The sequence below is a fragment of the Halobacillus litoralis genome (assembly GCF_020171725.1).
In the GTDB taxonomy this organism is placed as follows: domain Bacteria; phylum Bacillota; class Bacilli; order Bacillales; family Halobacillaceae; genus Halobacillus; species Halobacillus litoralis_F.
In genome coordinates, this window is record NZ_JAIVAJ010000002.1 from 452,991 (window position 1) to 466,190 (window position 13,200).

Below are 13,200 nucleotides of genomic sequence, written 5' to 3' on the forward strand. Positions count from 1 at the left end.
TGAAGAATATGTATCAATTACAAGTAAAAGAAGCAGCAGACTATATTCAGGGACAGATGAGTGTAGAACCAACAGTCGGACTAATCTTAGGTTCAGGCCTCGGTGTATTGGCAGATGAAATCCAAAACCCTACAACCATCGTGTACAGTGACGTTCCACATTTCCCAGAATCCACCGTATCCGGACATAAAGGTCAGCTCGTGATTGGTGAATTGGAAGGACGTCAGGTTATTGCCATGCAGGGGCGTTTCCACTACTACGAAGGTTACAAAATGGAGCAGGTTACATTCCCGGTAAGAGTCATGAAGGAACTTGGTGTAGAAACGCTGTTTGTCACGAATGCTGCAGGTGGCATCAACGAAACGTTTGAACCAGGAAACCTCATGATCATTACCGATCACATCAACAACATGGGAGACAGCCCATTGATCGGACCGAATGATGAGAAGATGGGACCTCGTTTCCCTGATATGTCCGAAGCGTATGACCGCGCTTTGGTCAAGCATGCAAAAGAAAGTGCCGAGCGCCTGGATCTTAAAGTTCAGCAGGGTGTCTACGTAGGCAATACAGGTCCTGCTTATGAAACAGGGGCAGAAGTAAGAATGCTGCGTACACTTGGTGGAGATGCTGTTGGGATGTCTACCGTACCGGAAGTGATGGTAGCGAACCATGCAGGGATCCGCGTTCTCGGAATTTCTTGTATTTCCAACATGGCTGCAGGTATTCTTGACCAGCCGCTTACGCACGATGAAGTCATTGAAACAACCGCGCAAGTACGCCAGGATTTCCTTAACTTTGTGAAAGAACTTCTTAAAACACTTCCAGCATAACTACGTAAAGGGTGATTAGACATGAGAATGTACGACATTATTGTGAAAAAAAGAGACGGTGCAGAACTAACAAAAGAAGAAATCGAATTTTTCGTTGAAGGATACACGAAAGGTGACATCCCTGATTATCAGGCTTCAGCCCTTACGATGGCCATTTACTTCCAGGGTATGACGCCTGAAGAGACAGCCATTTTGACACAAGCGATGGTCGACTCCGGGGAAACGATTGACTTATCTGCGATCCACGGTAAGAAAGTGGATAAGCACTCCACTGGTGGAGTAGGCGATAAAGTGACCTTTATTGTAGGACCTCTAGTTGCGTCTGTAGGTGTTCCTGTTGCAAAGATGTCTGGCCGCGGACTAGGTCATACAGGTGGAACGCTTGATAAGCTCGAGTCGATCAAAGGACTTGAGATTGAAATGACGAAAGAGAAGTTCATCGAAAACGTCAACAAGCATAAACTTGCTGTTGCAGGTCAAACTGGAAACCTTGCTCCAGCGGATAAAAAGCTTTATGCCCTTCGTGATGTAACAGGCACAGTGGATTCTCTTCCACTGATTGCAGGTTCTATTATGAGTAAGAAACTTGCTTCCGGTGCAGACAGCATTGTCTTGGACGTTAAAACAGGATCAGGCGCCTTCATGAAGACATTGGAGGACTCTGAGAACCTCGCGCGTGAAATGGTGAATATCGGGAATAACCTTGGTCGTAATACGGTTGCTGTGATCAGTGATATGAACCAGCCGCTCGGCTACGAAGTTGGAAATGCCAATGAAATCCGTGAAGCAGCTGAAATTCTTCAAGGTAAGAATGTAGAAGATCTACGTCAACTTTCTCTTGAAATTTCATCTCACATGGCTGTTCTTGCTGAAGTGTTCACAAGCTATGATGAAGCCTATGCTGCTCTTGAAGCGAACATTGAGAATGGTAAAGCATTCAACGCTCTTCGCACACTTGTCGAAGCACAGGGCGGAGATGTCAGCATGATCGATGATTTGGATAAGCTTCCTAAAGCGAAGTACGACATCGAAGTGAAAGCAGACAAGGACGGATTCGTATCTGAAATTGATGCGGAGTCCATCGGAATTGCTGCGATGTACCTAGGAGCAGGTCGTGCAACGAAAGAGGACGAAATCAACCACGGCGTCGGTATAACGCTGAACAAGAAAATCGGTGATGAGGTAAAAGCAGGAGAAGCGTTAGTCATTCTTCACAGTGACGATGAGACTCCTCAATCCTCCATCGATAAAGTGAAAGAAGCATACACCGTTTCTTCCGAAAAAGTGGAGAAGCCGACCCTCATTCACAACATCATTAAGTAATGGAATTCCCTGGAGCGCTGCTCCGGGGTTTTTTGTGCTTACATACCAAGTTGGCCAAGCGCTGGGAGTCTTCCTGTCACTTGGTTCAACACTTTCTAGTTGCTATTGGAAAATCCTTCAGCCTATTCGCTTTACCCTCCAATTTCCTCTAACGGTCTCCCCTATCCCACCTGATCCACACAAATTATCTCGATAAAAACTGCGTTCCTCGCTTTGATTTCGTCAACTTTTCGTATAAACAGATATGCCTTGGGAAAAATAGGTTCACTTACAGCAAAATGGAGGAATGACCTATGCGAAAATGTTTGACATTGTTATTGTTACTCAGCTTACTCCTCTCGTTCTTTCCCATATCGGTTTTTGGAGCAGAGAAAAGTGATTTAATCGATTCTTCAAAATCCGCCATTTTATTAGAGAAAAACAGTGGAATGACACTGTATGAGAAGAACTCAGACGAGAAGCTGCCACCCGCTAGTATGACGAAAATCATGACGCTTCTTTTAATTATGGAAGCGTTGGAGAAAGAAACGATTAAAATGGATGAAATGGTAAGGATCAGTGAGCACGCTGCTTCTATGGGAGGGTCTCAGATTTTCCTTGAGGCAGGAGAAGAAATGTCTGTTGAGAACCTTTTGAAGGGGATTGCTGTCGCCTCTGGTAATGATGCGAGTGTCGCTATGGCCGAACGCATTGAAGGTACAGAGAAGGCATTTGTCAAAGCCATGAATAAGAAGGTTAAGGACCTAGGCTTGAAGAATACTCATTTTGAGAACCCTACAGGTCTGCCTGCAGAAGGGCACTATAGTACAGCTCACGATATGGCCGTCATGGCAAGAGAGCTGCTTCTGCATGATGAAATCACGAAATTCACAACCATTTATGACGATTACTTACGTAAAGGGGAAGAAAACGAGTTCTGGCTGGTGAACACGAATAAGCTGATAAAGTCGTATCCCGGTATGGACGGATTGAAGACCGGCTTTACAAGAGAAGCCATGTACTGCCTGACTGCTTCCGCGAAGCGTGACGACCTGCATATGGTAGCGGTTGTGATGGGGGCAGAGACACCTAAGAAGCGTAACGCTGATGTTACGAGCCTACTCGATTATGGATTCGGACAATATGAAGGAATTAAGCTTCACTCTAAAGATGAGGAGATGGCCACCCTTCGCTCAACTCGAGGAGAACCGCTTCACTTGTCTTTAGTTCCTGAGAAGGATGTCGTCGTACTGAAGAAGAAGAGTGAGAAAAAAGGGGACTATGAAACAAGTACGGAAGTGAGGAAGTCTGTAGATCTTCCTGTTGAGAAAGGCGAGCACATGGGATGGGTGAAGGTGACCCATAACGGCGATGAAGTGGCGAAAGTCAGGCTTGAAGCTGCGACGGAAGTGGATCGAGCCGGGTTCTTGAAATTGTGGGAACGCTCATGGAGAAATTTGACGAGCTTTTACAGGTTTTAGCCTATTTCCACTAGTATTGTTTTTCAGCAGGAATTAGAAGGATAACATGCGAAAGACTTACGTGACTCTTATTTAGATTGAGGAGGGAAACGATGAGTCTTCACGTCGATTTTATTGTAAAAGAAAATGTGCTTCTTGTTCGATTAGAGGGTGAACTGGACCATCATGAAGCGAGCCGACTACGGGAGGCTTGGCAACAAGAGCTTGCAAACAACAATGTCGGACATGTCATTGTAAATTTAGAGAAGCTCACCTTTATGGATAGTTCGGGACTTGGTGTCATGTTGGGTCGATATAAAGAAGTGCAGGCATCAGGAAGTGAGATGGTGATCTGTTCCATTTCACCAGAAGTGAGAAGGTTGTTTGACTTATCAGGAATGTTCAAAATTGTGAAGCTGGTGGACAATGAGACATTCGCACTTGAGATGCTGGGGGTGGCTTCATGAGAAATGAGATGACGATTGAATTTCTCAGTGTCAGTGAAAATGAATCTCTCGCCCGCGTCGCTGTCGCATCCTTTGTGAGTCAAATCAACCCTACGATGGAAGAGTTGACGGATATCAAGACGGTTGTGTCTGAGGCTGTTACAAATGCTATCATTCACGGATACCAGGAGAAAGTGGATCAAAAGGTCCGTTTGATGTGCTCGATTGATGGGGGCGAAATTGAAATTACCATTCAGGATGAGGGTGAGGGCATTGAAGACGTTGAAATGGCCCGCGAACCTTTGTACACCTCTAAACCGGAATGGGAGCGCTCGGGCATGGGCTTTACAATCATGGAGAACTTCATGGACCACGTCGAAATCACTTCAGGGCCGGGGGAAGGGACAACGATTCATATGAAGAAGCAGCTCACTTCCACCAAGGCTCTCTGTAATTGAGGGTCCCTGAGATGAGTGATACGACGAAAGCGCGCCTCAGTGATCATGACGTCAAGGAATTGATCCGAAAAAGCCAGGAAGGTGACCAGGATGCACGGGACTTTTTGGTGGAGAGCAACACAAGGCTCGTTTGGTCCGTTGTGCAGCGATATCTGCGTCGAGGGTACGACCAGGACGACCTTTACCAAATTGGCTGCATCGGTCTTTTGAAGTCGATCGATAAGTTCGATTTAAGCTATGATGTACGCTTTTCCACCTATGCGGTCCCGATGATCATTGGGGAAATTCAACGATTCATTCGGGATGATGGAAGCGTGAAAGTGAGCAGAAGCTTGAAAGAACTGAATCACAAGATCCGAGGAAAGAAAGAAGAACTTCTGAAAAATCTTGGCAGATCACCTACAGTCAATGAGCTGGCGGAAGCTCTGGACTTATCACCGGAGGAAGTCGTCCAGGCGGAGGAAGTTGGACGACCACCCCAATCGATTCACGAGACGGTGTATGAGAATGAAGGAGATCCGATTACTCTCGGAGATCAAATCGCAGAAAAAGATGATGGGTGGTTTGAACACATTACGTTACGGGACGTGATGGAGAAGCTTGATAAGAGAGAGAGGTTGATCATCTACCTTCGCTACTACAAAGATCAGACCCAAACGGAAGTAGCGGAGAGACTTGGCATCTCACAAGTGCAAGTTTCCCGTCTCGAGAAGAAGATTCTGTCAGATATGAAACAGACGATGAATGATACGACTTGAAACTGAGCTCCTAACCGGGCTCAGTTTTTTTCTTTTTCTCATATTTTTTGTTACGGGGCACATAATAAGCGCAAGAAAAACTTGCAGGGGAGGACAACAGAATGGCAACTCCTGTGTATATACGATTAAAGCAGGCTGTCAAGGTGGACTCCCTGTCGGAGGTTCGACTCGGCCATATCGCGAGGGTCGCCGGACCTAAACGATACAGTCATTCGCTCCATGACTTGCTGGTTCATCATATTACACCCAAGGATCAGAATATCGTCGTCATCGATGGGATTTCCATCATTGATAAAGTGATACGGAAATTTCCGACCTTGGATGTAGAACTTTTAGGACCCAGTGAGTGTGTCGTGCATATCGAAAAAGCTAAGAAAAAACCATCGATTGTGATGATTATCGGGATTTGGATTTTATTATTTATCGGAGCAGCGATGGCAATTATGAATTTTCACTATGATGTCAGCATGCTTGAAGTGCAGCAGAAACTTCACTTTATGCTGACCGGAGAAGAAGCTGAGCATCCGCTATGGATACAAGTTCCATATTCGATCGGACTCGGAATCGGTATGATTTTATTCTTCAACCACTGGTTCAAGAAACGTTTCAACGAAGAGCCGAGTCCGCTTGAGGTGGAAGTGTTCAAGTACCAGGAAGACTTGGACCACTATGTTGCGATCCATGAGAATAAAGAGGGCAATAAACATGTGGATCGTTGAGAGTTTAATTGGGCTTTCCGCTGGTCTCGCTGTGGGTACTGGATTTGTTGCTTTTTTGACGGTGCTCGGTGTTGTGCCGAGGTTGATGCAGCTGAGTCGATCAGAGTCGAAGCTCAGGTATTATGAAGCCGCCATTATGGCTGGGGTATTTGCAGGGATCTATTTATCATTTGGCGACATAGCGATTCCCATTTCCGTTGTTGGTATTTCACTTTGGGGGTTGTTCCACGGGATTTTTGTCGGCATGCTGGCAGCCGCTTTGACTGAAGTTCTGAATGTTTTTCCGCTGCTGTTCAAGCGGGTAGGAGTAGACGTATTTTTAATTCCGTTGCTAATGGCGGTCGTGCTGGGAAAAATAGCCGGATCCCTTTTTCAGTGGGTCATATTCGTAAGGTGAAAGGATGGATAGGAAATGAGCGATCAACGAATAGATGAGAATAATTTTGAGAAAATCAGTAAAACGTATCAGCCAAAACCGAATTACGTGTTGAACTGTTTTAAAGCCTTTGTTGTAGGTGGATTGATTTGTGTGCTGGGAGAACTGTTATCAGAAATGTATATTCATTGGTTTAATTTCAGTGATGAAGAGGCTGGTAACCCAACTGTAGCAACACTTATTCTGCTTTCCTCACTTGCGACAGGGTTTGGTGTGTATGATAAGCTCGGTCAATTTGCAGGAGCGGGTTCTGCTGTTCCTGTTACGGGGTTTGCGAACTCTGTCACATCAGCAGCTCTCGAATACAAAAGCGAAGGATATGTACTAGGTGTAGCCACGAACTTATTTAAACTGGCCGGCTCCGTCATCGTATTTGGAGTGGTTTCCGCTTACGTACTCGGTATGATTCGTTATATCTGGTCACTGATATTTTAGGAGGACAACGTGATGACGAAATTAGGGAAACAAACTTGGGTTTATGACAATCCTGTTTATATACAAGCATCAGCGACAGCGGTTGGCCCGTTAGAAGGGGAAGGACCGCTGAAAGATTATTTCGACCATGTCTATGATGATCTTCACTGTAATGAAGACAATTGGGAATTAGCGGAGCGTGCGTTAATGGTGGACTCTGTTCACAGGTGCCTTCAAAAAGCAGGGGTCGATGAGTCGAATGTTGACCTGTTATTAGCGGGGGACCTTTTGAATCAGAACGTCACAGGAAACTATGTCGCCCGTCAACTGGGGATCCCGCTCCTAGGTATGTTCGGAGCTTGTTCCACAAGCATGGAGACACTGGCAACTGCTTCCGCTCTCGTATCATCAGGTTACGCCAAGCAAGCGATGGTCGCGGTAAGCTCTCATAACGCGACAGCTGAACGTCAGTTTCGATACCCGACCGAATACGGTGGACAGAAGCCCCAAACCGCTACATTCACGGTAACAGGAAGTGGAGCAGCCCTGGTCTCCACTAAGCCATCTGAAATTCGAGTCGAAGCGGCCACGATAGGAAAAGTCCTGGATTATAAATTGAAAGACCCGTTCGACTTAGGATCCGCTATGGCTCCTGCAGCGTGGAGTACCATCAAGACGCACCTTGAAGACATGGGGCGTGTTCCAAGCGATTATGACCTGATTGCAACAGGCGACCTATCGGCTGTCGGAACTCCGATTCTAAGGGATTTATTAAAACAGGACGGACTGGATGTGTCTGAAGTCCATAATGACTGCGGCCTGATGGTCTATCATAGTGACCAACCGGTTTTCAGTGGAGGAAGCGGATGCGCCTGTTCGGCTGTTGTCACTTATTCAAAATTAATCGAAGAATTGAAGAACGGAACGTATAATCGAATTCTCGTTGTGGCCACAGGAGCACTCATGAGTCCTACGATGGTTCAACAAAAAGAAACGATTCCCGGTATTGCTCATGCCGTCGTTCTGACGAAGGAGGAATCGTCATGAACTTTGTCTGGGCATTTCTAGTAGGAGGGGGTATCTGCATTATAGGGCAGCTGCTTCTGGACGTCGCGAAATTAACACCTGCTCACGTCATGAGCTCATTTGTCGTTGCAGGTGCCGTACTTGATGTATTTGACCTCTATGACAACTTAATCGAGTTTGCAGGTGCAGGGGCGACAGTACCGATCACAAGTTTCGGACACTCGCTGTTACACGGGGCTATGGAGCAGGCGGATGAACACGGATTTATCGGGATAGCCATCGGGATTTTTGAATTAACATCGGCTGGAATCGCCTCCGCCATACTGTTCGGCTTTATTGTGGCCATCATCTTCAAACCGAAAGGATAGAGGGGCGAAAAGGAGGGAAGGACCATGCCTGAAAAGACGAAAACACCAATCGTCATGAAGTTGGAACAAAACCGTGATTTTTTAAATCAGCGCATCGGTGTCGATCAGTCATTTGATATCGGATTCAGGAAGTTAGATATTCTTGGAAAACAAGTGAACATCTATTATGTGACCGGTTTATGTGAAACACCTGTGATTGTCGAAATGATTGAGCAATTACTGGACGTTGAACATGATACGGACGATAACAGAGGGGTATTCAAACGAATTCAAAACGGCATTCCCCACCAACAGGTCGAAGCGGTCGAAACCATGGAGCAATGTATCACCCAGCTCTTGTCTGGGCTTGCCGTTCTGTTCATAGACGGTGAGACGGAGGCTCTTATCGTCGATGTTCGTTCTTACCCGGGCAGAACGCCTGAAGAGCCGGACACAGAGAAGGTCATTCGTGGGTCGAGGGATGGGTACACCGAGAATATTATTGAAAACACCGCCCTCACAAGAAGAAGGATTCGTGACGAACGGCTGCGGAATGAAATCATGCAGGTCGGGGAGCGTTCCAAGACCGACATCTGCCTGTCCTACATTCAGGATGTCGCGGATCCAGGCCTCGTAGAGAAATTGAAAAAAGAAATCAAAGGGATCGATATTGACGGCCTTTCCATGGCGGACAAAACGTTGGAAGAATATATTGTCCATCAGGGATACACGCCGTTTCCTCTGGTTCGATATACGGAACGCCCGGATGTAGTAGCTTCTCACTTATTCGAAGGGCATGTCGTCATTATGGTGGATACATCCCCGAGTGTCATCATTACGCCTACGACCTATTTCCACCATGTTCAGCACGCGGAAGAATTCAGGCAGTCACCACTGGTCGGGACGTTTGTCCGCTGGGTTCGTTTTTTTGGTATCCTGGCCTCTGTGTTTTTATTACCGCTATGGATGCTTTTTGTACTGCAGCCGGATTTACTCCCGGAGTCATTCGCTTTTATAGGACCTAATGAGGAAACGTCGATTCCTGTTATTTTCCAAATATTAATTGCAGATCTTGGACTCGAAATGTTGAGGATTGCCGCGATTCATACGCCAACCCCTCTATCAACGGCGATGGGATTGATCGCAGCTGTATTGATTGGACAGATAGCAATCGACGTTGGAATGTTTGTTCCGGAGGTCATTTTGTACGTTGCGGTAAGTGCGATCGGTTCCTATGCGACGCCGAGTTATGAGCTCTCGGTAGCGAACAAAATGTCACGAGTGACGCTTGTTATATTTGTCGCAATGTTCGGGGTGAAAGGGTTTATGATTGGTTTAGCCGCTTACGTCCTGCTGTTGGCAAGAATCAAGTCATTGAATACGCCGTATCTCTGGCCGTTCCTACCGTTCAATCCTAAGGCAGCGATCCAGATCGTTTTCCGGATGTCCATGCCTATGCTGAAGGTTCGACCGAGCATTACCAATCCGCAAAACAATCAAAGGCAGAAATAAAACAGGATTGCCGCCTCTTTACCATTGTGATACATTAAAACAAATGAAATGTTCCTTTATCATAAGGAGCATTTTCTTTTGATCATTTGAAGAAGGGGCGGGGATACGGTATGAGGAATAAAACAGTGAACGAAGATGGACAATTGCTGATCGGAGGTGTTCCTGCCAAAAAACTTGCAGATGAATATGGTACACCTTTATACGTATATGATGTAGGGCAGATCAGAGACAATGCCCGGGCTTTTGTCAATACCTTCAAAGAATATGATGTGAAGGCACAAGTGGCTTATGCCAGCAAAGCCTTTTCATCTATAGCGATGGTCCAAGTGGCGCACCAGGAAGGGCTGAGTTTGGATGTTGTCTCAGAGGGTGAGTTACATACGGCACTCGAGGCCGGATTCCCGGTCGATCGGATTCATATGCACGGGAACAACAAAAGTATCCGCGAACTCGAGATGGCGGTTTCCAATGATATAGGCTGCATCGTAGTCGATAATTTCTACGAGATCGATTTGCTGACGGCAATACTTGTGGAACAGAATAAGACAATGAATGTATTGATGCGGGTTACACCGGGGATCGAAGCCCATACGCATGATTATATTTTGACCGGCCAGGAAGATTCGAAGTTCGGTTTCGATTTGTCGAACGGGCAGGCCGAAGAAGCCTTCCTGAAAATGAATGAACACGAACACCTGCATGTCTTAGGGCTTCATTGCCATATCGGTTCACAGATATTCGAAACGCAAGGGTTTGAAATGGCCGTTCAGAAGCTTTTTGCCACACTGGAAAGTTGGCGTGAAAAATTCGGTTACAAGGCGAGCGTGCTTAATCTTGGAGGAGGATTTGGAATCCAATACAAGAGTGAAGACGAACCACTGGAATTGAATGAGTACGCCCATGCTTTAATCGATGAGGTGAAAAGGCTCACGTCAGTGAATGAGTATCCGATGCCTGAGATTTGGATCGAACCAGGGCGGTCGATTGTTGGAGAAGCCGGGACGACGTTATATACCGTCGGCTCTGTGAAAGACATTCCTGATGTCCGGACGTATGTATCCGTAGACGGAGGAATGACAGACAATATCAGACCGGCATTGTATGGTGCGAAGTACGAAGCAGCGCTGCCGGAGAGAATGAACGAAAAGGTCGAAAAGACTTACTCGATAGCAGGGAAGTGCTGTGAATCTGGAGATATGCTAATATGGGATATGGAGCTTCCGAAAATCGAACACGGCGATCTTCTGGCCGTTTACTCAACCGGCGCCTATGGATACGCGATGGCGAACCATTATAACCGGTTCCAGAAGCCGGCTGTCGTATTCGTTGAGGATGGAGAGCACCAACTCGTCGTAAGAAGAGAAAGTTATCAGGAGATGACACGACACGATGTGTCATATGAATTATGAGAGGGGTCTTACACAATGAAAAAAGCAACGATTCAATTCGAAAATGGAGAAAAGATGATCATCGAGCTATACGATGAAGCGGCACCCAATACGGTAGCCAACTTTGAAAAGCTTGCTAACACGGAATTCTACGATGGACTGACGTTCCACCGTGTTATCCCTGACTTTGTCATCCAGGGAGGTTGCCCGGACGGAACAGGAGCAGGTGGTCCAGGATATACGATCAACTGTGAAACCGAAGGGAATCCTCACAAGCATGAACGCGGCACACTTTCCATGGCGCATGCCGGTAAAGATACAGGAGGAAGCCAGTTCTTCGTATGTCACTCTCCTCAGCCACACCTTGACGGACGTCATACGGTCTTCGGCAAAGTGATCGAAGGAGTGGACACGGTTGACCGTGTGCGCGTCGGAGACGTCATGCAAAAGGTACGCGTAGAAGACGAAGCTTAAGGTGACATGATTCTAGAAATCATCGTCTTGATCTTTTGGACAGCCCCCCTTTGTTTGTTTATACACGAAGGGGGGCATGTTCTTGCCGCGAGATTTTGCAAAGCAGAAACATCGCGTCTGACAATCGGCTCCGGACCAAAATGGTTCAGCTTGTCCGTCTGCCGGGTGGATATACATATTCATACCATTTACTTTCATGGTGCGCACTCAATGAACGAGAAAAGCATAGAATTTTCAAAGAAGGAAAAAGCCTGGATCAGTTTGGGGGGACCTTTTCTCAATGGTTTGGTCGCCTTCCTATTCGTTCAACTGCCATTGGACTTCTCAAACCATTTACTATGGTTTATGCTGTTCAATGCTTATCTGGCCATCGTAAACAGTATTCCCTTTCGTTATCGTGGTAAAAAATCCGACGGTTACTGCTTCTTTCGTTCGTTTTTGACATAAGGGTTGATTTAAAACCAGTCATCGGCTATTCTATATGTCAGGTATGAACAAACCCTGGGGGAACGAACTATGAAAATGTCTAACTGGAAGCTGTTTACGATCTTGCTGATCCTGAGTTTGTCTTGGGGTGCGTATGTTTTATTCGGCATTCTCATGAAGTGAATACATGAGGATCAGGACAATGACTGTAAAAGTGAACACGTACCCTGTACACTTCACTTTTTAAATTGAGGGGTTATTATGTTAATTCGATATAAAAAATCATTTGAGAAGATTGCAATGGGACTCTTGTCCTTCATGCCGGAGGTTTCGGACGTAAAAACCTTACAAGGTATGATCAAGGAATATGATGAAAATGAAAACTGGCATCTGTTTCTTTGGAAGGATGAAGACATTCTTGGTGCAGTCGGTGTGCGTATAGATGGGGCGAAAGTGATCGTTCAACACGTAACCGTCAATCCTTCTCATCGTAATATGGGAATTGGAAAGCGGATGTTCCATCGCATCAACGAACTTTTCAAAGAGTACGATGTTTGTTCAGATGTCGCCACCGAATCGTTCATTGAGAAGTGTGAGTCGGAGAGCCCGTCTTCACAAGTGTAAGAAAAAGAGGTGCTGGACAGCGCCTCTTTTTTATTGGTTTCGTAGTTTGTGTTTATACACAATGGCATCTTCGCTCGGGCTGGGCTCACCAAACATGACGTCCCATTCCTTACAACGATCGTAGACGAGCTGCTGCAATGCCTCATCCTTTAATGGGATAAGGGGGCTCTTGTAAGGCATGAGTGATTGGACGAGCTGAAGTTCTTCGCGAAGTAACGTCTCTAACCGCTGCTCGTCGATTCCGAGAGGTGTAAGATCTGTATCCGGGTAATCGAGAAACAGAAGACAGCGGTTGACCAGCTTCTTCGCACCTTTGAAGTTCTCTTGACGATGGTGGTAAAAGCCGACCGCCATTTGGATCAGGAAAACCCATGGTGATTGTCTGTTTTCGGGGTCCGTATCTTTCCAGTATTCTTCTAACACCTCGTGACATTCAAAGTAGTCTCTCGTTCCATGAAAGTGAGCTAAATAGTCAATATAGGCTTGTGGATACATAGACAAATCTCCTCTTTTCGTCGCACTGATGCTATTTTATCTGACGCTGTACAGAAGAGGCAAATTCAAATTAAGATTAACGCCA

At 46.1% G+C, this 13,200-nt stretch carries 17 protein-coding genes; 16 read left to right on the forward strand and 1 reads right to left on the reverse strand.

What is annotated here, in order from left to right; translation table 11 throughout:
- Positions 1-8: 8 nt before the first annotated feature.
- The 16 genes from LCM20_RS06725 (at position 9) to LCM20_RS06800 (ending at position 12,620) form a co-directional block, all read left to right on the forward strand.
- Positions 9-830 carry a purine-nucleoside phosphorylase gene (locus LCM20_RS06725; RefSeq protein ID WP_225194659.1) on the forward strand — a complete coding sequence of 274 codons (822 nt, stop codon included), beginning with the start codon at positions 9-11 and terminating at the stop codon, positions 828-830.
- Positions 831-851: 21 nt separating this feature from the next.
- A complete protein-coding gene (locus tag LCM20_RS06730) occupies positions 852-2,153 on the forward strand; it encodes a pyrimidine-nucleoside phosphorylase (RefSeq protein ID WP_225194660.1) in 1,302 nt (433 codons plus the stop codon).
- A 293-nt stretch (positions 2,154-2,446) separates the two neighbouring features.
- Positions 2,447-3,613: a D-alanyl-D-alanine carboxypeptidase family protein gene (locus LCM20_RS06735; RefSeq protein WP_225194661.1), complete on the forward strand. Its 1,167-nt coding sequence runs from the start codon at positions 2,447-2,449 to the stop codon at positions 3,611-3,613.
- A gap of 92 nt (positions 3,614-3,705) precedes the next feature.
- On the forward strand, positions 3,706-4,059 hold the full coding sequence (gene spoIIAA / locus LCM20_RS06740; RefSeq protein WP_225194662.1) for an anti-sigma F factor antagonist: 354 nt from the start codon (positions 3,706-3,708) through the stop codon (positions 4,057-4,059).
- Positions 4,056-4,496 (forward strand): anti-sigma F factor, encoded by a 441-nt coding sequence (gene spoIIAB / locus LCM20_RS06745; RefSeq protein WP_225194663.1) that lies wholly within the window; start codon positions 4,056-4,058, stop codon positions 4,494-4,496. Before spoIIAA ends, spoIIAB begins: the two co-directional genes overlap by 4 nt.
- Positions 4,497-4,507: 11 nt before the next feature.
- A complete protein-coding gene (gene sigF, locus LCM20_RS06750) occupies positions 4,508-5,254 on the forward strand; it encodes an RNA polymerase sporulation sigma factor SigF (protein ID WP_225194664.1) in 747 nt (248 codons plus the stop codon).
- A gap of 101 nt (positions 5,255-5,355) precedes the next feature.
- Positions 5,356-5,973: a stage V sporulation protein AA gene (locus LCM20_RS06755; RefSeq protein ID WP_225194665.1), complete on the forward strand. Its 618-nt coding sequence runs from the start codon at positions 5,356-5,358 to the stop codon at positions 5,971-5,973.
- The gene (locus tag LCM20_RS06760) at positions 5,960-6,370 is read left to right on the forward strand and encodes a stage V sporulation protein AB (protein WP_225194666.1); all 411 of its coding nucleotides are present in this window, start codon (positions 5,960-5,962) and stop codon (positions 6,368-6,370) included. Before LCM20_RS06755 ends, LCM20_RS06760 begins: the two co-directional genes overlap by 14 nt.
- Positions 6,371-6,385: 15 nt before the next feature.
- Entirely contained in the window at positions 6,386-6,844 is a 459-nt protein-coding gene (gene spoVAC / locus LCM20_RS06765; RefSeq protein ID WP_225194667.1) for a stage V sporulation protein AC, read from the forward strand.
- 12 nt (positions 6,845-6,856) lie between these two features.
- Positions 6,857-7,870, forward strand: coding sequence for a stage V sporulation protein AD (gene spoVAD, locus LCM20_RS06770; RefSeq protein ID WP_225194668.1), 1,014 nt, complete (start codon positions 6,857-6,859; stop codon positions 7,868-7,870).
- A complete protein-coding gene (spoVAE, locus tag LCM20_RS06775) occupies positions 7,867-8,217 on the forward strand; it encodes a stage V sporulation protein AE (RefSeq protein WP_225194669.1) in 351 nt (116 codons plus the stop codon). Before spoVAD ends, spoVAE begins: the two co-directional genes overlap by 4 nt.
- A gap of 24 nt (positions 8,218-8,241) precedes the next feature.
- Positions 8,242-9,708, forward strand: coding sequence for a spore germination protein (locus LCM20_RS06780; protein ID WP_225194670.1), 1,467 nt, complete (start codon positions 8,242-8,244; stop codon positions 9,706-9,708).
- Positions 9,709-9,818: 110 nt separating this feature from the next.
- Positions 9,819-11,117, forward strand: coding sequence for a diaminopimelate decarboxylase (gene lysA / locus LCM20_RS06785; protein WP_225194671.1), 1,299 nt, complete (start codon positions 9,819-9,821; stop codon positions 11,115-11,117).
- A 15-nt stretch (positions 11,118-11,132) separates the two neighbouring features.
- The gene (locus tag LCM20_RS06790; protein ID WP_225194672.1) at positions 11,133-11,570 is read left to right on the forward strand and encodes a peptidylprolyl isomerase; all 438 of its coding nucleotides are present in this window, start codon (positions 11,133-11,135) and stop codon (positions 11,568-11,570) included.
- Between the two features lie 6 nt (positions 11,571-11,576).
- Positions 11,577-12,017, forward strand: coding sequence for a site-2 protease family protein (locus LCM20_RS06795; RefSeq protein ID WP_225194673.1), 441 nt, complete (start codon positions 11,577-11,579; stop codon positions 12,015-12,017).
- A gap of 240 nt (positions 12,018-12,257) precedes the next feature.
- Positions 12,258-12,620 carry a GNAT family N-acetyltransferase gene (locus LCM20_RS06800; RefSeq protein ID WP_225194674.1) on the forward strand — a complete coding sequence of 121 codons (363 nt, stop codon included), beginning with the start codon at positions 12,258-12,260 and terminating at the stop codon, positions 12,618-12,620.
- A gap of 30 nt (positions 12,621-12,650) precedes the next feature.
- Here LCM20_RS06800 and LCM20_RS06805 read toward each other — a convergent pair whose 3' ends face one another.
- Positions 12,651-13,115, reverse strand: a complete 465-nt coding sequence (locus LCM20_RS06805; RefSeq protein WP_225194675.1) for a DUF309 domain-containing protein — start codon at positions 13,113-13,115, stop codon at positions 12,651-12,653.
- Positions 13,116-13,200: the final 85 nt, after the last annotated feature.